The sequence below is a fragment of the Paenibacillus sp. Paensp111 genome (assembly GCF_059492195.1).
Map to the genome: position 1 here is coordinate 1,513,135 of NZ_CP168527.1, position 20,967 is coordinate 1,534,101.

At 50.7% G+C, this 20,967-nt stretch carries 14 protein-coding genes; 12 read left to right on the plus strand and 2 right to left on the minus strand.

Annotated features, from left to right (window positions below; genetic code table 11):
- Nucleotides 1–63 precede the first annotated feature (63 nt).
- The 10 genes from ACEN86_RS06860 (at nt 64) to ACEN86_RS06905 (ending at nt 16,029) form a co-directional block, all read left to right on the plus strand.
- Nucleotides 64–1,887 carry a sensor histidine kinase gene (locus tag ACEN86_RS06860; protein WP_495633568.1) on the plus strand — a complete coding sequence of 608 codons (1,824 nt, stop codon included), beginning with the start codon at nt 64–66 and terminating at the stop codon, nt 1,885–1,887.
- A 2-nt stretch (nt 1,888–1,889) separates the two neighbouring features.
- Nucleotides 1,890–3,413: a response regulator gene (locus tag ACEN86_RS06865; protein ID WP_495633569.1), complete on the plus strand. Its 1,524-nt coding sequence runs from the start codon at nt 1,890–1,892 to the stop codon at nt 3,411–3,413.
- Nucleotides 3,414–3,685: 272 nt separating this feature from the next.
- A complete protein-coding gene (locus ACEN86_RS06870; RefSeq protein ID WP_495633570.1) occupies nt 3,686–5,167 on the plus strand; it encodes an ABC transporter substrate-binding protein in 1,482 nt (493 codons plus the stop codon).
- A 90-nt stretch (nt 5,168–5,257) separates the two neighbouring features.
- The gene (locus tag ACEN86_RS06875; protein ID WP_495633571.1) at nt 5,258–6,187 is read left to right on the plus strand and encodes an ABC transporter permease; all 930 of its coding nucleotides are present in this window, start codon (nt 5,258–5,260) and stop codon (nt 6,185–6,187) included.
- Nucleotides 6,188–6,214: 27 nt separating this feature from the next.
- Complete coding sequence (locus ACEN86_RS06880) at nt 6,215–7,135, plus strand: carbohydrate ABC transporter permease (RefSeq protein ID WP_495633572.1); 921 nt, start codon at nt 6,215–6,217, stop codon at nt 7,133–7,135.
- A 38-nt stretch (nt 7,136–7,173) separates the two neighbouring features.
- A complete protein-coding gene (locus tag ACEN86_RS06885) occupies nt 7,174–9,477 on the plus strand; it encodes a glycoside hydrolase family 3 N-terminal domain-containing protein (RefSeq protein WP_495633573.1) in 2,304 nt (767 codons plus the stop codon).
- Nucleotides 9,477–12,632 carry an alpha-mannosidase gene (locus ACEN86_RS06890; RefSeq protein WP_495633574.1) on the plus strand — a complete coding sequence of 1,052 codons (3,156 nt, stop codon included), beginning with the start codon at nt 9,477–9,479 and terminating at the stop codon, nt 12,630–12,632. The genes ACEN86_RS06885 and ACEN86_RS06890 overlap by 1 nt, the downstream gene beginning before the upstream one ends.
- A 245-nt stretch (nt 12,633–12,877) precedes the next feature.
- Nucleotides 12,878–13,333 carry a DinB family protein gene (locus tag ACEN86_RS06895; RefSeq protein WP_495633575.1) on the plus strand — a complete coding sequence of 152 codons (456 nt, stop codon included), beginning with the start codon at nt 12,878–12,880 and terminating at the stop codon, nt 13,331–13,333.
- Between the two features lie 223 nt (nt 13,334–13,556).
- The gene (locus ACEN86_RS06900) at nt 13,557–15,050 is read left to right on the plus strand and encodes a hypothetical protein (protein ID WP_495633576.1); all 1,494 of its coding nucleotides are present in this window, start codon (nt 13,557–13,559) and stop codon (nt 15,048–15,050) included.
- 88 nt (nt 15,051–15,138) lie between these two features.
- The gene (locus ACEN86_RS06905; protein WP_495633577.1) at nt 15,139–16,029 is read left to right on the plus strand and encodes a DMT family transporter; all 891 of its coding nucleotides are present in this window, start codon (nt 15,139–15,141) and stop codon (nt 16,027–16,029) included.
- Nucleotides 16,030–16,052: 23 nt separating this feature from the next.
- Here ACEN86_RS06905 and ACEN86_RS06910 read toward each other — a convergent pair whose 3' ends face one another.
- On the minus strand, nt 16,053–17,270 hold the full coding sequence (locus tag ACEN86_RS06910) for an ROK family protein (protein ID WP_495633578.1): 1,218 nt from the start codon (nt 17,268–17,270) through the stop codon (nt 16,053–16,055).
- A 170-nt stretch (nt 17,271–17,440) separates the two neighbouring features.
- Here ACEN86_RS06910 and xylA point away from each other — a divergent pair, with 170 nt between their 5' ends.
- Together xylA and xylB are read left to right on the plus strand one after the other, a co-directional pair.
- Nucleotides 17,441–18,757 (plus strand): xylose isomerase, encoded by a 1,317-nt coding sequence (xylA, locus tag ACEN86_RS06915; protein WP_495633579.1) that lies wholly within the window; start codon nt 17,441–17,443, stop codon nt 18,755–18,757.
- 63 nt (nt 18,758–18,820) lie between these two features.
- Nucleotides 18,821–20,317, plus strand: a complete 1,497-nt coding sequence (gene xylB / locus ACEN86_RS06920; protein ID WP_495633580.1) for a xylulokinase — start codon at nt 18,821–18,823, stop codon at nt 20,315–20,317.
- A 158-nt stretch (nt 20,318–20,475) separates the two neighbouring features.
- Here the strand turns inward: xylB and ACEN86_RS06925 are convergent, their stop codons facing one another.
- Entirely contained in the window at nt 20,476–20,931 is a 456-nt protein-coding gene (locus tag ACEN86_RS06925; protein ID WP_495633581.1) for an SRPBCC domain-containing protein, read from the minus strand.
- Nucleotides 20,932–20,967 lie beyond the last annotated feature (36 nt).

Genomic DNA, 20,967 nt, shown 5'->3' on the forward strand with positions numbered 1-20,967 from the left:
CACAAGCCCTTGGGAAGGAGTACAATGATAGGTAGTTTTGATCCGGTCTCGGGGGGCATCAGCATGAGAATTGATAACGTTTACAGAGCCTATTTCAAAAATAATATGTTTATGAGAATGTTCCTGTTATTTTCATTTATCGCCATCCTCACCATCATTACTCTCTCTTATTTCATCTACGCCTCCATTGCCGAGGCTACCATCCGAAGAGAGCTGGACATCCAGAAGACCGCGATGGAGAGTGTGGATCGTTACATCCACCAGCGTCATCAGTCGGTTCAGGATCTGGTTAGGGACTTGTACGCGAATGAAGCCCTATCGGCAAATGTCTCCTTCTTCATGAACCATGCCTATGCGGAATATGTACAGCATCGGATGGACCAATTCTATGGGCAGAGCAACGATTATTCTACGGATGTGCTTAAGTATTTTCAGAGCTGGATTGATCAGAACGGGGATATCCGAAATGTGATGCTGTACAGCTCCAATCGGCAGTATCTGTCTACCTTCAACCAATACAAGCAGTTCAAGCAGCTGTCCGCCAATGTGGCACATTCCTATATCCCGGACGTCATGGCGCTCGAGAGCAAGAATATTTCTGCCCCGAATTCCTGGATCCGGAAGGCGGTTGACCAGATGGACCCTGCCTTGTACGCCATACGTGTTCCTATCAACAACAAGCAGTCATTAAAGAATGATGGTCAGCTGCTTGTATATTTAGATTCCCGGAGTATTGCAAATGCGACTTCCAGCGATATGAACAATCTGAAGGGGGAAATTGTGGTCCTGTCCTCGGAAGGAACGGTCTTGTTCGATTCAAAGGATCACTATTATGGCAAAAAATACCCATATCTGAATGAGAGCAAGACCGTATATGATGGTTCTGGATTGTTTAATATGGGCCAGCAGATGTATATCAACAAGCTGATCTCCACGGACGAGGGGTATGTCATTATTGGCGCAGCTCCAAGCGGGGAGATCGCAGAGTCGTACCGCGGAATCCGCAATACGATTATGACGATCTCAGCGGTCTGCATCCTGTTCGCTGTCTTGTTCCCGGCGCTTTTTGTCATTAACTTCGCCAAACGGACGAATCGTATAATCAAGTTCACCCGCAAAGTAAGAAGTGGTGATTTCGGCGCACGGATTCAGGATCAGCGGGACGATGAACTCGGTCAGATCTCCAGGAGCTTTAACGATATGCTGGATGAGCTGAATCAGTATATTGAGCGGGTCTACAAGGCGGAGATCAAGCAGAAGCAGACTGAGCTGGTCGCGCTGCAGGCGCGAATAAGTCCTCATTTTCTATACAATACGCTTGAGGTTATCCGCATGAGGGCCGTCTCTCAAGGAGCCAGAGATGTAGGAGAGATGATCTACAGTCTGTCGGTGCTGTTCAAGAGCCTTGTTCAGCAGAAGAAGAATTACACGATGAAGGATGAGCTTGAGGCCTGCCGGCTGTATCTGGAACTGTTCCGGATAAGGTACAAAGAGAAGTTCAATTACGTCATTACGGCCAGTCCCGAATTCATGAGCCGTGCCGCCATGAAGCTCTCGCTACAGCCAATAGTGGAGAACTATATTGTTCATGGACTGCGGACCGACCGTACCGATAATTTGTTGACCATTGAAGTAAGAGATCTGGGGGAAGCTCTCGAAGTTGAAGTGAAGGACAACGGGAAAGGGATCGACCCGCAGCGGCTAGGTGAAATTGTTGCGGAGCTGAATCTGCCGGAGGAGACGGGCCAGATGTTCGGACTGCGAAGTGTGCACAGCAGGCTGAGGTTTCTATACGGATCTGACTTTGGCATCCGGATCGATAGCAGGCCGGGTGAGGGAACAAGCATTAAGGTCCGCTATCCGAATCAGGAAGGAGCTGAGGAGTAAGTATGTATAAAGTATTCCTTGTGGATGATGAGCCTTTCATTCTGGAAGGACTGTACGACCTGCTTGATTGGTCGCTGTTCGGGTTGGAGATTGTCGGTCAGGCCGAGAACGGGCAAATGGCACTCGATGCTCTGGCAGACAAGCCGGTCGATGTGCTGATTACGGACATTTCCATGCCCGTAATGAACGGACTCAGCCTGATCCGGGAGGCAAGGAAGCTGCACCCCGACTTGAAGGTCATTATCCTCAGCGGCTTCAATGAATTTGATTATCTCAAGGAAGGCATGCAGCTCGGGATCGAGAACTATCTTCTCAAGCCGATTAACGTGGAGGAGCTGGAGTCCACGCTGCGGAATACCGTGACCAAGCTGGATAGTTCAAAGTCAGAGCAATTATATGACGATTACAGTGTACAGATCCTGAGGGACAATACACTCTATCGCTGGCTTACTAATCAGATTGCTGAATCTGAACTGGCTCAAAGAGCAGAGCTGTTAGGGATTTCACTCAGCCGGCCCTATTTCTGCACGGCGGTTATTCAGGCTGAAGAGGAGTCTTCTGATACCTTCCGGCAGGTTCAGCAGCACTTCCGTCATGAAGACCAGGTTACAGTGTTTCGGGATGTAGACGGTGATATTATCATTGCGGCTGCTCTTGCGAAGGAAGCCGAGGATAGGACGAGGCTGCTTCATCTGCTGAAGGAGCTTGCCGGCTGTCTACGGGATCAGGGAATGACACCGCGGATTGGTGTCAGCAGGGTAGGCAGGCTTTCCGATGAGGCGTCCATTTGCTACAGCGAGGCGAAGAAGTCGATGGAATACTTCATGATCTTCCCGGATCGTGATCTGATTGATTATGCCTCCCTGGAATCGGCAGAAGAGCGGACAGACTCCGGATTCCCCATTCACTGGAGAGACTATGCCAAGCTGATTATGGCAAGGGACCCCGGAACTTTAGCGGCCCGGATTAGGAGTGATTTCGAGCAGCTTCAGCTTCAAGGCGGCATTCAGCCCTTTGAGCTGCAGCATGCGGCTTTGGAGCTGATTATCCGGTTCAAGATGGAGCTTGAGGGCATCAAGCATACGGACGAGTCCGAGCTGTATCAGGAGGAGCTTCGCCGTGTGAGAGCGTGCAGTTCATTTGAAGAGCTGGTTCGTGCCTTGCAGGATGCCGCGCAGGTGACAATAAGTTCTCTTTTGCAGGATATGAAGAATCCGGTTGTGAATCAGGTGCTTGGATATATCGCGGTTCATTATGCGGATGAGCTGTCACTTAAGACCCTTGGAGCGCAGTATCATCTTCATCCTGTATATTTGGGACAGCTCTTTCATAAGGAAACCGGGGAGACTTTTGCGGAATATATCAATAGATATCGTATTGAAAGGGCCAAGGAGCAGCTGAAGAATACGAACCTCAAGGTACACGAAATCGCAAGAAACGTAGGGTACTGGGAGACGGGGTACTTTTACAAGCAGTTCCGCAAATTCGTCGGGATATCCCCCACCGATTACAAGGGGCTTAGTTAACTAACTGAAGCATTCCAGGCAGAAGGCCAGATGTTCCCCAAGAACGTGGACCTGCCGGGATGCTTTTTTATGGAATCGATGTAAGCGCATTACTTTCCTTTAATTTATATCTCAATATCTTAGGTTTATCTTCTTTTTGAAAATGCTTTCATTCAATAAGATGATTGTAGCTGATACGGGCTGGCCGATAAGGAACAAGAGACGTCAGCTCCGCTGTACCAGCGTCATTGTAAGCTTGGGGAGTCATAGTTGAATTCGAGGAGGATACGTTCATGAGCAAGATGAAGACAAGATTTTCTTTCGTTCTAGCCACGTTGTTGTCCCTTACGCTTGTTCTGAGTGCCTGTGGAGGCAGCAAGGAAAGTGCTGACGGAGGCGGTGCCAAAGAAGGCGATAAACCGGTTGAGCTAATCTGGTATACGATCGGGACTCCGCAGAAGGATGTTGACAAGGTCATGACCGAGGTCAGCAAATACACCAAAGAGAAGATCAACGCAACAATCAAGATGAAGATGATCGACTGGGGAGATTACTCCCAAAAAATGCAGGTAAACGTAGCATCCGGTGAACCGATGGATATTATATTCACTTCCTCCGGCGGCTTTGATTATGTACAGAATGCGAGAAAAGGCGCCTTTTACAAACTGGATGATCTGTTAGACAAATATGGTCAGGACCTGAAAAAGACGATTGACCCGGCTTTCCTCAGCGGCTCCAAGGTCGATGGCCATAACTACGGAATCCCGGCCAACAAAGAGCTTCCACAGCAGGAGGTATGGCGCTTCAACAAGAACCTCTTGGACAAGTATAAGCTGGATACCACCAATATCCGTTCCCTTGACAGCCTGGAGCCTCTCCTCAAGACGATCAAGGAGAAGGAGACTGGCGTAACGGCATTCGCCATGGATAAGAACTATGTCCCTTATGTTCCTTATGATTATATTATTCAGAATCTTCCGATGGCGGTGAAGCTGGATACCACGGACTACAAGATCGTGAATATTCTTGAGACGCCCGAGATGAAGGAAGCGCTGACTACCATGCACAAGTATTACAAAGCGGGGTATGTATCCCCTGAAGCTGCAACAACCGGATCGACCAGTGATTTGATGACTTCAGGCAACTGGTTCCTGGACCGTGCACAGACTCAGCCGCTAGCGGATAATCAGTGGTCGGCGAGTTATGGATATCCAGTAGTCTCAACTCCGGCCAGTGACGCGATTATTACGAACACCTCTGTACAAGGTTCGATTATGGCCATTTCAGCCAACTCTGAGCACCCTGAGAAAGCCATGGAATTCTTGAACCTGCTCAATACGGATCAGAAGCTTCGCAACATGGTCGATTCAGGCCTTGAAGGAACGCATTACAAGAAGGTGGATGACAAGCATATTGAGAATCTGCCGGAGTCCAAGAACTACGACATGCCTTCTTATTCCCTGGGCAATAACATGCTGCTCTATCTCAACCCGAATGACCCCGACAATAAGTGGGATGAGTTCAAGAAATTCAATGCAGCAGGCAAGAATTCTCCAATCCTGAGCTTTAACTTTGACGGAACCAAGGTGTCCTCCGAGCTTGCAGCCGTTCAGAACGTGAAGGAGCAGTTCTGGGCCGCACTGATGACCGGTACACTTGATCCGGAGACGAACCTTCCTAAAGCGATTGAGAAATTCAATCAGGCGGGTCTGGACAAAGTCATCGCAGAAGCGCAGAAGCAGCTGGATGCCTGGAGAGCCAGCGGCGGCAAGTAATTGTTAATACGATGATAACTTTAGTGAGGATCGGGCGGGTGACTAATTCGCCCGGTCCTTTTCAGTATAACTTCAAAGGAGGGATAACCTATGGTTCAGTTCTTCAGAAATCTGGCCAAAAACAAAGTCATGCTCTTCATGGTGCTGCCAGGCGCCATCTGGTTCTTCTTCTTCTCCTATCTGCCGCTGGTCGGTACGATTGCTGCCTTCAAGCAGTACCGGTTCAGCCGGGAAGGCTTCTGGGCCAGTCTTGCCAAGAGTGATTGGGTGGGCTGGGATAATTTCAAATTTCTGTTCAGCACGGATGATGCTTATGTAATTACACGGAATACGCTTATGTACAATATAGCTTTTATCCTTCTAGGGCTTGTTCTCTCTGTAGCGATGGCGATTCTTCTCTCGGAGCTGGTTAACAAGCGGCTGGCCAAAATCTATCAAACCGGTATGTTCCTGCCGTATTTCCTCTCCTGGGTTATTGTAGGCTACTTCGCTTTCAGCTTCTTGAGCCTGGATCGCGGGATGCTGAACCAGATTCTGGGGTGGTTCGGTATGGATCCAATCCAGTGGTACTCGGAATCCAAGTACTGGCCCTACATTCTGGTTATCGTTAACCTATGGAAGGCGATCGGCTACAGCAGTGTCGTGTATCTGGCTTCCATCATGGGAATCGATAAGTCGCTGTACGAAGCGGCCATGATCGATGGTGCAAGCAAGTGGCAGCAGATTCGCAGGATCACCATACCGATGCTGTCGCCCATTATTATCATCATGACGCTCCTGGCCGTCGGCCGTATCTTTTATGCCGATTTCGGCTTGTTCTATCAGGTGCCTAGAGACTCAGGTACGCTCTATTCGGTAACGAATGTCATTGATACTTACGTATATCGTGGCCTAAAGACTACCGGGGAGATCGGAATGAGCACCGCGGCCGGTCTGTATCAGTCCGTTGTCGGATTTGTTCTAGTTATCGTATCGAATTATATTGTCCGCAAGATGGATAAAGACAGTGCATTATTCTAGAACGCGTTACGAAAGGAGTGCCGAACCATGGCTGACATAGTATTTAGAAAAAAACGTGATTTCCACCATATCTCTCGCGGCTGGAACTGGGTTCTGAATTTGATAGCGGCTGTATTCGCTTTCCTGTGTGTATTCCCATTTCTGTTCGTGGTCATCATCTCCCTAACCGATGAGAAGACGCTTGCCCGCGATGGATACCGGCTGATTCCGGCCAAGTGGAGTCTTGAAGCCTACCGGTTCATCTTCCAGACCGGGGATACGCTGCTGCGTTCCTATGGAGTGACCATTCTTGTAACTGTTCTGGGGACGCTGATCAGTCTGATCCTGATCTCGCTCTATGCCTATGCCATCTCGAGAAAAAGCTTCCGTTACCGCAGATTCTTCTCCATCTTCGCCATTCTGACCATGCTGTTCAACGGCGGTATGATACCGACCTATATGGTTGTAACCCAGCTGCTCAGCATGAAGGATACGATCTGGGCCATGATTCTTCCGCTGGCTATGAATGCCTTCTATATCATGATTCTGCGCACGTTCTACAGCACCAGTGTACCGGATGCCATCATCGAGTCAGGCAAAATCGACGGTGCAGGCGACTTCTACATTTTTCTCAAAATTGTGCTACCTCTGTCTCTCCCGGGCCTCGCAACGATCGGCCTGTTCAGTACTTTGGGGTACTGGAATGATTGGTTCAATGCGCTTCTCTATATTGAGAATCCCAATCTTGTACCGCTGCAGTCCATGTTGATGCGGATTGAATCCAGCATCCAGTTCATTCAGCAGAACTCAGCCAACAGCTCGCTTAGTATGGCTGCGCTGCAGTCGATTCCGCAGGATACATCCCGGATGGCAATGGTAGTTCTAGCTACACTTCCGATTGTATTTGCTTATCCGTTCTTCCAGCGTTACTTCGTACAGGGCCTCACCGTAGGGGCGGTCAAGGAATAAAGAGAACATCATTCTATCGCGTGGGAGGACTCCAGGAGATGTTGACTTACCAAGATAAGAAATATCCGATTACAGAGCGGGTAGAGCATCTGCTCGGACTAATGACAACGGAAGAAAAGGTAGGCCAGCTGCTTCAGCCTTTCGGCTGGCACACCTATGAGAATAGAGATGGGAAGATCACGCTGAACGAGTCGTTCAAGCAGCAGGTTCAGCAGGGTGGAATCGGTTCGCTGTACGGAGTTCTTCGGGCTGACCCCTGGACCGGGGTCACGCTGGACAATGGACTGTCTGCCAGAGAGGGGGCAGAGGCTGTCAACCTTATCCAGCGCTTTGCCGTGGAGGAGTCCCGTCTGGGGATTCCCATTCTGATTGGCGAGGAATGCTCGCATGGACATATGGCGATCGATGGCACGGTGTTCCCGGTTCCCTTATCCGTAGGCAGTACCTGGAATGTGGATTTGTACCGGGAAATGTGCCGGGCAGTTGCAAGAGAAACCCGGGCGCAGGGAGGCGCTGTTACGTACTCGCCCGTGCTGGATGTGGTCCGGGATCCGCGCTGGGGAAGGACGGAGGAGTGCTTCGGAGAGGATCCCTTCCTGATCGGCGAGTATGCCGCTGCTTCGGTGCAGGGGCTTCAGGGTGAGGGACTGGAGTGTGAGGACAGTGTGGCTGCCACACTTAAGCATTTTGCAGGTTATGGCAGCTCGGAGGGCGGCCGAAATGCAGGTCCTGTACATATGGGCTGGCGAGAGCTGCTGGAGGTGGATCTATATCCGTTCAGGAAAGGCGTAGAGGCCGGCGCTGCTTCCATCATGCCGGCTTATAACGAGATTGACGGAGTCCCCTGTACCGTAAATACAGAGCTGCTGAACGGGATTCTTCGTCAGAATTGGGGATTTGACGGTCTGGTCATTACCGACTGCGGTGCGATCGATATGCTCGCAAGTGGACATGACGTGGCTGAAGATGGTCTTGATGCAGCGGCTCAAGCAATACGTGCTGGGATTGATATGGAGATGTCCGGCGAGATGTTCGGCAGTCATCTGGCCGATGCCGTTCACCAAGGCCATCTTGAGATGGACGTGCTGGATCTCGCGGTCCGCCGGGTGCTTACCCTGAAGTTCAAGCTCGGACTGTTCGAGAATCCCTATGTAGATCCGGAGCGGGCGGAGAAGGTGATCGGAAGCCCCGAGCATGTGAAGCTGGCCCGCCAGCTGGCTGCAGAAGGGGTCATCCTGCTGAAGAACGAAGCAGGAGCACTTCCGCTGTCCAAGGAAGCGGGAGGTATTGCGGTCATTGGGCCGAATGCGGATCAAGGCTATAACCAGCTTGGTGATTATACGTCTCCGCAGGAGAGAGCCAAGGTCATCACCGTGCTGCAGGGCATTCGCAGCAAGCTGAACGCTGAGCAGGACCGCGTGCTCTATGCTCCGGGATGCCGGATCCGAGGCGATGCCAAGGAAGGCTTCGAGCATGCCCTGAACTGTGCCGCTCAGGCCGATACCGTTATTATGGTGGTCGGTGGGTCGAGCGCCAGAGACTTTGGTGAGGGCACAATTGACCTGAAGACCGGGGCGTCCAAGGTATCCGGGAACGCTTGGAGCGATATGGACTGCGGGGAAGGGATCGACCGGATGACCCTTGGACTCTCAGGAGTACAGCTTGAATTGCTCAAGGAGATTCAGAAGCTTGGCAGACGGCTGATTGTCGTCTATATCAATGGCCGGCCGATTGTAGAGCCTTGGGTGGATGAGCATGCGGATGCTATCCTCGAGGCTTGGTATCCGGGGCAGGAAGGCGGACACGCGCTTGCGGACATCCTGTTCGGGGATGTTAACCCTTCCGGTCGCCTGACCATCTCGGTACCGAAGCATGCCGGGCAGCTTCCGGTCTACTATAATGGCAAGCGCACGCGCGGGAAGCGGTATCTGGAAGAGGATTCGAAGGCCCGTTATCCCTTTGGTTACGGATTGAGTTATACGACCTTCACATACGACGCTCTGAAGCTGAGTGCTGCACGAATCACAGCCGGGGAGTCCGTAACCGCCAGTGTAGAGGTTACAAATACGGGCAGCTGCGCCGGCTCTGAGGTGGTTCAGCTGTATATTACGGATGCCGTAAGCACGGTGACACGGCCAGCGAAGGAATTAAAGGGCTTTGCCAAGATTGCACTAGAGGCGGGCGAGACCAAGACGGTGTCTTTCAACATAGGAGCCGAGCAGCTCCAGTATATCGGCAGAGATTTGAAGCCGGTCGCAGAGCCTGGCCTGTTCCGGATCGGAGTAGGCAGGCACTCGGAGGATATCAAGTTCACGGATCTGATTCTGGAGGAGAGTAAGTGATGGAGCGCATTAGAAGATTTATTCGCGAATTGTCGGAGTCCCAGTGGCTGGAAGTTCAAGACATTCGCAGCTGGGATATAACCCGCTCGTACTATAAAGAGCCTGGTGTGTATGAGAATGCGGCTTCATATCCGGAAGGACAGCAGCTGCAGCCTTTTCCAAGCAAGCAGGGTACTACCTATTTCTTCAAGACGAGGCTGCATATTCCCGCACACTGGATGGCAGCCCCCTTCGGCCTAGTGTTCGAATCCGGCGGAGAGGGACTGCTGCGGGTGAATGGCAGGTCTTATCAGGGGCTGGACCGCAATCATACGTATGTAACGCTGGATCCGGCCGCAGTGGGAACTGCTCCGGAGCTTGAGATCGAGCTGTTCGATCCTGTTCCCGAGCCGGTGGATCCGCTGAATCGTCAGGCTGTCATTCAGCCGCCGATTACCTCGGTGACTAGTCTAATGGTACGCCCCAATCATCAGGTGCGCAGCCTTCTATATACCGTCACGGTGGTCAGGGATACGGCGACTCTCCTGCCGGAAGGAGATTTCAGGCGTACCCGTCTCGTTGAATTACTGTATCGTGCAATGGATCAATTCATGAATCTGGAACCTGGGGATGTTCATCAGGGGAAAGCCATGGCTACGATCGAAGAGGCCTTGAAGCGCGGGGTGAGAGAGGTTGGGGGCAATACTGAGGGGCTGGAGCATATGGTTGGCCAGTCGCATATTGATATCGCCTGGCTGTGGCCTGTCCGCGAGACGGTTCGGAAGACGAGCAGAACCTTCTCTACTGTAGACCGGCTGATGGAGGAATATTCGGATTATCGATACGCTCAGAGCCAGCCGCTTCTATTCGCCTTCTTGAAGCAGCACGATCCTGAACTGTATGGGCGGGTCAAGGCAAGAGTTGCCGAAGGGCGCTGGGAGCTGGTTGGCGGGATGTGGGTGGAGCCGGATCTGAATATCCCAAGCGGCGAATCCCTGATGCGGCAGATGTTATACGGCCAGCGGTTCTACCGCGAGGAGTTCGGCAGAACCTCCCGTATTGAGTGGCTGCCGGATACGTTCGGCTACTGCGCTTCACTTCCGCAGATTCTGAAGCACGGCGGAGTGGAGTATTTCATGACGACCAAGCTGGGCTGGAATGACACGAATGTATTTCCCCATGATTTGTTCCACTGGATCGGCATTGATGGCACTTCCATATTATCCTATTTGAATCACGGGGTTAATGAGCATACGCACCCTAAGGATATTCAGGAGCACTGGCAGTCTTATCGTCAGAAGGCAGCACATCCTGAGCAGATGCTCCTCTATGGACATGGGGACGGAGGCGGCGGAGTTACCCGGGAAATGCTGGAATATATCGACCGTGCCGATCTTATGGTAGGACAGCCCGCCAGCAGATACAGCACGGCCTCCGAATTCTTCGCCGGAATCAGTAAGGCACAGCCGAAGCTGCCCAAGTGGCATGGCGATTTATACCTGGAGCTTCATCGGGGCACATACACCACCCACGCGCGCAATAAGCTGAAGAACCGCAAAGCGGAGGTGCTGTACCGTGAAGCGGAGCTGTGGAATACGCTGGCACTGCCAGCCGCAGGCAAAGCCATGGACAAAGCAGTGGACAAATCCTCGGATAAATCCGCGAGCAAACCCATGGACAAGACTAATGAGGCTGAAATCCGTTCAGCCCTGCATGAAGGCTGGAAGCTGATACTGCTCAATCAGTTCCATGATATTATTCCAGGGTCCGCTATTACGGAAGCCTATGTAACCTCGGACAAGGAATATACGCAGATCTTTAAGAATGGGAATATGAGTCTAAGACGTAGTCTTGAGATTCTTGCCGATCAGATTAAGACGGATGAATATAGCGAAGGAACCCCGTATGTCCTGTTCAACAGTCTGGGCTGGAGCCGAAGTGCGGTGATTCACATTAGAACCGGGGCAGAGCAATCTCAGGCCCTAAGTGTCTGGGATTCGGAAGGCAGGACGCTTCAAATAGACAGGGAAGAAGACGGGGTATCGATTCTTATACCGGAAATTCCGGCTCTGGGTTATACGACCATTTGGCTGAGATCCGGCCCGGGAGAAGCCTCGGATGCAAGGAGCCCCGGTGAATGGAATCACGCCTGGGAGACTGGATTTTACAAGGTTCATTTCAATGAACGGGGCGAGATCGTAAGCTTGTATGATAAGGCCGCAGGGCGCGAGCTTGTGAAGCAGGGGGAGTGTGCGAACCGGTTCCATTTCTTCCATGATCGTCCCACTCTGTGGGATGCCTGGGATCTTGATGACCGTTATGAAGAGCAGGTGGCGGGTGAGGCGCGGCTCCTGGAGCCTCCAACTGTGCACCCTGGCCATGTTAGAGATGTGCTGAGGTTCCGCTGGCGGATTCATCAGTCAGAGATCAGACAGGACCTCATCTTCTATCATCATGATCGCCGAATTGACTTCAGGACCCAGGTAAGCTGGAATGAAGCGCATAAACTGCTTAAGGTAGGTTTTCCAGTTGATGTGGTTACGGATACAGCAACGTACGAAATTCCTTTCGGCGCCTTAGAGCGCCCCACACACCGGAACACCAGCTGGGAGCAGGCCCAATATGAGGTATGCGGCCACCGGTTCGCGGATGTCTCTGAGCATGGGTACGGCGTAAGTCTCTTGAATGACTGCAAGTACGGCTATGACATCCAGGGATCCACGATTCGATTGTCTCTGCTGCGCGCACCGAAGTGGCCGGATGCGGAGGCCGATCTGGGGGAGCATGAATTCACCTATTCCCTGTATCCGCATGAAGGTGACTGGCGGGCTGCGCATACGCTAAGACGGGCTGCTGAGCTGAATCATGAAGTGCCGGTACAGCAGACAATCAGCCATGCGGGTACGCTTCCAGCCGCTGGTTCTCTCATCGGACTAGAGAACAGGCATGTCGTTCTCGATACGGTGAAGCCTGCGGAGGACGGACAGGGGACCATTCTCAGATTGTATGAGTCTTCCGGTGGCCGTGAGAAGGTAAGGCTGAACTGGCCCTATGCGTACCAATCCGTATTTCTTACCAACGCGCTCGAAGATCCAGGGGATGAATTAATTCCGGAAAAGGGGCAGATCGAGCTATCCTTTGCTCCCTATGAAATCGTCACGATTCTTATTCAATAATCATCATTCGCTCAACATCTATATCATTACAGGGAGACACCCGTATTGGGTGTCTTTTTGTATTGTTAATCTTCACCTGGACCAAGTAGAGACATACAAAGGAATATAACCTGAGTCGTCGAATTTTAAATTGGTAGATAAAATAGGCTAACGCGATCTGGTACGTGGGTTAGCCGGATTGATGCATGCACATTCCAGTTCAATTTTATTAGAAATTTAATTCATTAACAGTGGGAGTGATCAGGGTGAAGCTGTTTTTTAGGTATAATTGGCAGGTAAGGGATGAATGGTTCGATTGGTGCGGACAAGTTGCCGCAGAGGAGCTTGTTCGTGAACGGACCGGTGGCGTGGGCAGTATTCTTCGTACCCTGCTGCACATTGTAGATGTCGAGCAGGCCTGGATCAGGGGCCTGATGGGAGCACCTGAATTCCATTACTATAATGAGGACTATCCTACCCTTGAGTCGGTAAGGGAGTTGTCTGACAAATGCAGACTGGAGATTAAAGATTACATTGAACATTGGTCGGAGGATGAGGAGAGACGTAAGCTGGACTCGTTTACCTATGGAGAGGTGATCCGTCATGTCATCGCCCATGAAATTCATCACATCGGCCAGCTGTCCATTTGGTCCAGAGAGCTGGGGCTTGCGCCTATCTCGGCTAATTTTATCAGAAGAGGTTTGGGGCAGGCAGAAGAGTGAAAATGCTCTCATCCGGAACAAAATTTAGTAATTCGCATAATTGCAAAGATGGTTAGCTGCTTAGGTCATATGTCCGGGGCCGTTAATTGGCTTGAAACTGACAGGGCTGTGAAATGCATCAAACCTCATAGACAGATTGAGCTTGGCGTACCTGTTGAACGCGGACAACGATCCTGCACAATGAGATCAGTTCTTTATTCATATAAAGGAGTGATGCAATCTCATGCCAGCTGTCCGAAATTATGTGAGAATGTTCTTAGTCGTCTGTCTTGGATTGGGTCTGACGCTGAGCGAACCCGTCACAGGTAACGCAGCAAGTACCCCCGTACTTGAGAAAGAGTGGACGGGGTTATATGGAGATCCCCAGAATTTCAATGAGCCCCGCGATGCGGAACCAACGAGAGATGGGGGGATGGTAATCCTGGCTGACAAGACCGGACGAGCGGACTATATTACGAAGCTGAATGTGATCAAGACTGATAAGAATGGAGCTGCGGAGTGGAGCAAGGAATTTTTTGATCAACAATACGACACAGATGCGCTTCATGGTTATACGATTGCACAGACCAGTGATGGCGGTTATATTATTGGGGCAGCTGTTAAGGATAACAGTGATGGGAGGCCCGTCTACCGTGCTTACCTTCTCAAGCTTTCCCCTTTAGGCACGAAGGAATGGGGCCGATTATACGCCATAGCTGTCGATAACCCGGTCAACAGCGTAAGGGAAACCGCGGATGGCGGTTTCATTGTGACCTCTTCGACTTATAACAGGTCAGATACGGCTCCAGCTTATATTCTTAAGACAGATCGAGATGGACAGAAAGAATGGGAGCACTCCTTTCAGAATTCCACCCAAAGCTTCGCTGATGGACAAGCGTTTCGGGATGCCATTCCGGCATCAGACGGCGGATATTGGGCCATCGGGGATACCCAAAGTATAAATGCATCCCTGAGCTATCCGCTGCTAGTGAAATATGACGCCACAGGTAAGGTGGTATTCAAACGAACTAAAGAAACAGCGGACTGGGGAAGATTAAGTTATAAGCAGGTCGAATCTGCGCCAGAAGGCGACGGGTATACGATGCTGAATGCCGAAGGCCTGTGGAAGGTTGGTAGTGAAGGGCAGACTCTATGGAGCAAGAGGCTCACAGATTCCTCGCCGGAGCTGTCCGGTACAAGTTATGACTATCTGAAGCCTGTGGATAATGGCTATTTAGTCCTCGGCAGCACTAGAGATCGTAGTGATCTTGTTACCGTGAAGGTCAATTTGAATGGAAATGTAACTACCACAACGCATCAAGAGATTCCGGAATCTGCTTCTACCGGCGTAATCCGAGCCTATCTGCCTGATGGAGGTCTCGCCTTATTGGGCAAGACTGAGAATGCGGAACAGTTGAAGCTTACCCGATTCAAGTCGGTAACACCTGACGAAGTACCCGGAGAGACGGGTGGGGTATACAAGCTTGACTCGGATGAGTATTCCTTAACCGTCAACCATACTATTGACTTGATCGCCCTGTTCAGGAAACCAGACGGAAGCATCATCCCTGTGACGGCAGAATCGAAATTATCTATAGAGCGCCCCGAAATTGCCTCCGTCGATAAGGATGGGAATATAACGGGCATTTCACCGGGCCTTACTCAAATTACCGCAGAATACCAAGGATATAAGGCTACCGCCACACTCCTTGTAGTCCGGCCATATGTACCGAATTAATGTCATGCACTGAGGAAGAAAGGTATCACGGTGTCTTGATTTCTATCCAAATAGCCCTGGCCTTCCAGGAAAGGAGAACCAGCATAACTTGAAACCTACATCCAAAACCGGATTCTCCATTGAAATCCTGTATATTCTGGGGATAGTCGCTATTTCGTTTGCGGCCATTTTCGTAAAATGGTCGCAGGCTGAAGTATCTGTTATTGCCATGTACCGTCTGTTCATCACAGACCTTTTGTTAATTCCATTATTATGGAAATACAGACTTGAAATCTCCAAGCTGACCCTAAGGCAGCTTGGACTGCTGTTCGTATCGGGAACAGCGCTGGGACTGCATTTTCTCCTGTGGATGGCCTCGCTTCGATATACGACAGTGGCCAGTTCAACAGTCATACTGACCTTAGAGCCGATTATCGTTATGCTCGGCTCTTTCTTCTTGTTCCGGCTGCGCGCAAATTGGGCAATGGGAATTGGCATGGGCGTGGCTCTTGCCGGGTCGCTGGCGATCAGCCTGGGGGATTTCACTTTATCCGGCTCTGCTCTAATGGGGGATATCCTGTCCTTCCTAAGTGTAATTGCGGTGTCTGCTCATCTTCTGATCGGTAAGAGGATGCGGGAGAGAACAAGTGCCTATGTCTATAATTTCGGCGTATTTGCTTTTGCAGGTGCATTTCTGGCTGTCTATAATCTGTTCAATCATATTCCATTCGGAGGTTATTCGGAGAGAGAGTGGGAATTGTTCCTGCTGCTAGCCTTGATCCCAACCTTGTTTGGCCATTATTTATTTAATTGGCTGCTGAGGTACATGAACGCTTCTGCCGTCTCCATGGCTGTGCTGGGTGAACCAGTAGTTGCTTCCATTCTGGCCTGGCAGCTGCTGAATGAGAGACTGACTGGGCTGCAGCTGGTGTCCGGGGTGTTCATTATTGCGGGGGTATGGGTGTTCATCCGTTACGGCCGGGAGGCCGACAGGGACTGAGGAGCTGCCCGGAGGCATACTCCTTAGCTTGATCTCTCAACAGAAACACGCATCTTATCGAAAAATTGAGTTAATGCGAGTGAGGCAGCCCCAATCACGGTCGCTCCCATATTCAGATGGGAGAATTCAATTTGCACTTTATCTTTATGATAAGGCAGTGCACGTCTTGCTACAGTCTCCCGGATTTCGTCCGCTATCCATGCTTCAGCCAAGGCAATCCGGTTCCCGATAATGATCAGCTCAGGATTAAATATATTAATAATGTTGGCTATCCCTATTCCAAGAAATCGGCCATTGTTCTTCAAGAGTAGACGTGCTTCTTCATTTCCGCTTTCCGCAAGCTGTACCAAGTGCTCCAGTCTTAGATCATCACCATCAAGAAGGTGGGCCTGGGCTGATGCTTTGAGGCTATCGGATTGACGCGCTTCTTCAAGAAGTGCGCGCTCGGATGCATACAGCTCCCAGCACCCATAATTACCGCAGCTGCACTGCTTGCCGTCCGCTTCAATGGTCGTATGTCCAGCTTCTCCAGAGTACCCGGAAGCACCTTTATAAATATCTTTATTAATCACGATCCCCGTGCCGATGCCATGGCTGACGCTAAGATAGATTAAATGGTCACGATCTGTCCCCGCTCCAAATGCCTTTTCACCCTGTGCACCCGCGTTAGCCTCGTTATCAATCACAACAGGGATCTGGAACTCCGCTCTAAGCTGATCTCCTAGAGTCACGTTATTCCAGTGCAGATTGGGGGCAAATAACACATTGCCGCTGTCATCAACGATACCGGGAACCCCAACCCCAATGCCCACAACCCCATAATGACTTTCAGGCGCTGATGCGATTAATTCTAGAATCATTCTGGAAAGGGAGGTATAGACCGACTTCGGTTCAATCGATTCAAGTATCGACTCAACCTGATGAACAATGCTCCCTTGAAGATCGGTAAGCACGGCAGAAGCCATATCAATTCGTAGATCCACCCCAATGGCATACCCGGCGCGCTGATTGAAGCTCAGCATGACGGGCTTTCTTCCGCCGCTTGACTTGCCTATTCCCATTTCTTCAACTAATCCGTTCTCGATAAGCTGGTTGACCAGATTGGAGACCGTGCCTTTGTTCAGCCCGGATTTAACGGATACGGCTGCGCGCGAGATGGGGGAATGAGTTCGTATTAGATCAAGTACGATAGAGCTGTTAATCTGTTTGACCAGGAACTGGTCGCCCGTAAGCTGCCGCATAATTGCACCTCAATATTTAAAAGTAGAAGTCACGTTAATTCATTCACTTTGTTAAGTGTAGAACGTAAATAAAAAATAATCAACAACTTAGTTTATGCAATAGACAAACTAAGTGTTGCGGTGTAAGATAGGGGCAGAACAACTATCCTACTGTCTGGGAGGGCATTTACATGAGTTATTTTTCAAATGTTAATGAAATCGCTTACGAAGGCGAATCATCCACTAATCCACTTGCTTTCAAGTACTACAATGCACAGGAAAAGGTTGGCGGCAAGACGATGGAAGAACACCTTCGCTTCGCAGTTGCCTATTGGCACACTTTCACAGCAGATGGTACGGACCCATTCGGCGTGGGTACTGCGGTACGCGGCTGGAATAAGTATACCGGTCTGGATTTGGCCAAAGCTCGTGTTGAGGCCTCTTTTGAATTTTACAGCAAGCTGAATGCGCCTTTCTTCTGCTTCCACGACCGGGATATTGCCCCAGAGGGTGAGACTCTTCAGGAGACGAACAAGAACCTGGATGTCATTGTAGATATGATAAAAGAATACATGAAGACCAGCGGCACCAAGCTGCTGTGGAATACCGCGAATATGTTCACGAATCCCCGCTTCACACATGGTGCGGGTACAACAAGCAATGCAGAGGTCTATGCCTATGCGGCAGCCCAAGTGAAGAAAGGCCTTGAAGTCGGCAAGGAGCTTGGCGCCGAGAACTATGTGTTCTGGGGCGGCCGTGAGGGTTATGAGACTCTACTCAATACGGATATGGAGTTTGAACTTGATAATCTTGCCCGTCTCTATCAAATGGCGATTGATTATGCCAAGGAGATTGGCTTTGACGCCCAGTTCCTGATAGAGCCCAAACCGAAAGAGCCGACCAAGCACCAATATGATTTCGATGCTGCTACTACACTTGCTTTCCTGCACAGATATGGTCTTAAGGATCACTTCAAGCTGAATTTGGAAGCTAACCATGCGACGCTTGCCGGTCACACCTTCGAGCACGAGCTTCGCGTTGCCCGAATCAATGGCGTGCTGGGTTCGCTGGATGCGAACCAGGGAGATATGCTGCTGGGCTGGGATACCGATGAATTCCCGCAGGATCTCTATACGACGACACTGACGATGTATGAAGTCCTGAAGAACGGTGGGATCGGCCGCGGTGGCGTGAACTTTGATGCGAAGGTTCGCCGCGGTTCCTTTGAACCGGAAGATTTGTTCTACGCTCACATTGCCGGTATGGACGCGTATGCCAAAGGCCTTAAAGTGGCAGCAAAAATGATCGAGGATCGTGTGTTTGAGAATGTGATTGAAGAGCGATATGCTACTTTTAAAGAAGGCATTGGACAAGAAATCGTATCCGGTAAGGCAACGCTCCAATCCCTGGAGGCCTATGCACTTCAGAACAATCCTGTTAACAACAAATCAGGACGTCTGGAACTAATTCGCTCTGTATTCAACCAATATATCCTGGGCGATCTGTAAATGATCTGTAATCGATCAGATCTGTTGGGTATACACCCCCGTCTGCGATAAGGAGAGTAGTCTATGAAATATGTAATCGGAATTGATCTGGGCACCAGCTCCGTCAAGGCTCTGCTGGTAGACCAGGAGGGCAGCATCCGAGGCGAAGCCTCGGAGCCCTATCCCTTGATTCATCTGAAGTCGGGCTATAGCGAGCAGGATCCCGAGCTGTGGGTAACTCAGACAGCCAAGGCGCTTAACCGACTCGTCTCCGAGACAAAGGTGCCGCGTGAAGATATTGAGGGAATCAGCTTCTCGGGACAGATGCATGGACTGGTCCTGCTGGATCAGGAGCATCATGTGCTCCGGCATGCCATTCTATGGAATGACACCCGGACGACGAAGCAGTGCCGTGACATTGAGCAGAAGCTGGGGGAGAACCTTCTCAAATATGCGAAGAATCCAGCCCTTGAAGGGTTCACGCTGCCCAAGCTGCTGTGGGTAAGGGAGCATGAGCCGGAAATCTACAGCCAGACTGCGGTCTTCCTGCTCCCCAAAGATTATCTTAGGTACCGGCTAACCGGAAGAATCTCTATGGAATATTCGGATGCGGCAGGCACACTCATGCTGGATGTGTCTTCCATACACTGGAGTAAGGAGATTCTGGAGGCGTTCGACATTCCGGAGCAGATGTGTCCTGAGCTTACAGGCTCAGACGCGATGGTGGGAACACTCCTTCCGGAGATGACTGGCATCACGGGGCTTGGTGAAGATGTTCAAGTATTTGCCGGAGGGGCTGATAATGCGTGCGGAGCTATCGGGGCAGGCATACTGCGTCCAGGTGAGACACTCTGCAGCATTGGAACGTCAGGTGTAATTCTCTCCTATGAGGAGAATCCAGCTGCCGATTATCAGGGCCGGCTGCATTTCTTCAATCATGGAAAGCCTGGTGCCTTCTACGCCATGGGTGTGACGCTTGCCGCAGGCAACAGCTTGACCTGGTTCAAGGATACGTTCGCAGAAAGTCTGTCCTTTGATGAGCTGCTTCGTAACCTGGACCAAATACCCGCTGGCGCAGGCGGGCTCATGTTCACGCCCTATCTGTCAGGTGAGCGGACGCCTCATGCCGATGCCGGGATCCGCGGAAGCTTTATAGGGATGGATGCCGGACACAGCCGGGATCACTTTGTGAGGGCGGTAGTGGAGGGCATCACATACTCGCTGGCCGAATCCATTCGCATTCTCAGGGATTCAGGTCAGCAGATTGGGTCCATTGTCTCGATTGGCGGCGGAGCAAGGAATGAGACCTGGCTGCAAATCCAAGCGGATGTCTTCGGTACGGAGATTGTACGCCTTGAAAGTGAGCAGGGGCCTGCTCTCGGCGCAGCTATGCTGGCTGCGTTCGGTCTGAAGTGGTACGAATCACTTGAAGACTGCGCTGCGGCTTGTATCCGGCATTCCAGAACCTATAAGCCGGATGCGGAGCGTGTTCAGGTCTATGCAGACCTGTTCGAGATTTATCAGCGCGTCTATGCTGATACGAAGCAGCTGAACAAGAGCCTGGAAGCCTACCGGGCATAGAGATTATTCCAGGAATATATCCAATCCTAATCCTATCCTTAATAGAGCCATATCATAAATCAGGGTCCACGAAGCCATTATTATGGCGATGTGGACCCTTTTGCATGCTGAGCTTATTGAACGATTTAACTGGGTGCCGCCTTCTTATCAAAGCATTGTTATCCTAAGCTAAGGGTCTGCCCAGTCTCCACAAGGGTCTTAATATTGCTGAGAATCATGGGCCAGGCATTTTGACTTCCTTGGTATGAAGGATCATCTGGGTGCCATTCATCATGAATTAAAGTCAACTTGGTCGTACCCCCAGCAGGTTCAAGCAGCCAGGAGATGCGTGATTCATGGTTCTCCGCATTCGGTTCCTTAAGATAAGAAGGTCCCACCTTGTGTGTGAACCGGAAGGCCTTCTGCGGCGTGAACTCCAGGATTCTGCCGAATACGTGAACCGTATTCTCTCCTTCTTGTCCTGGGCCAATATACTCCAGAAGATCCCCTTCCTTGAAGGTAGAGTGAATTACACTGCCATAGTAAATTTGCTGCACCTGGTGGGGGGCTACCAAAGCCTCCCATACCTTTTCCGGAGAACCCCCGATATAAAACTCGTATTTCAACTCCTGCATGTCAACTACCTCCATTTTTCGCAATGAGAATTAGAT

Bases quoted from the DNA above. Each gene is read 5' to 3' on its own strand.
- ACEN86_RS06900 (WP_495633576.1), top strand. From the start codon at position 13,557: ATGCCAGCTGTCCGAAATTATGTGAGAATGTTCTTAGTCGTCTGTCTT.
- ACEN86_RS06865 (WP_495633569.1), top strand. From the start codon at position 1,890: ATGTATAAAGTATTCCTTGTGGATGATGAGCCTTTCATTCTGGAAGGA.
- ACEN86_RS06875 (WP_495633571.1), top strand. From the start codon at position 5,258: ATGGTTCAGTTCTTCAGAAATCTGGCCAAAAACAAAGTCATGCTCTTC.
- ACEN86_RS06890 (WP_495633574.1), top strand. From the start codon at position 9,477: ATGGAGCGCATTAGAAGATTTATTCGCGAATTGTCGGAGTCCCAGTGG.
- ACEN86_RS06910 (WP_495633578.1), bottom strand. From the start codon at position 17,270: ATGCGGCAGCTTACGGGCGACCAGTTCCTGGTCAAACAGATTAACAGC.
- xylB (WP_495633580.1), top strand. From the start codon at position 18,821: ATGAAATATGTAATCGGAATTGATCTGGGCACCAGCTCCGTCAAGGCT.
- ACEN86_RS06860 (WP_495633568.1), top strand. From the start codon at position 64: ATGAGAATTGATAACGTTTACAGAGCCTATTTCAAAAATAATATGTTT.
- ACEN86_RS06870 (WP_495633570.1), top strand. From the start codon at position 3,686: ATGAGCAAGATGAAGACAAGATTTTCTTTCGTTCTAGCCACGTTGTTG.
- ACEN86_RS06925 (WP_495633581.1), bottom strand. From the start codon at position 20,931: ATGCAGGAGTTGAAATACGAGTTTTATATCGGGGGTTCTCCGGAAAAG.
- ACEN86_RS06885 (WP_495633573.1), top strand. From the start codon at position 7,174: ATGTTGACTTACCAAGATAAGAAATATCCGATTACAGAGCGGGTAGAG.
- ACEN86_RS06880 (WP_495633572.1), top strand. From the start codon at position 6,215: ATGGCTGACATAGTATTTAGAAAAAAACGTGATTTCCACCATATCTCT.
- xylA (WP_495633579.1), top strand. From the start codon at position 17,441: ATGAGTTATTTTTCAAATGTTAATGAAATCGCTTACGAAGGCGAATCA.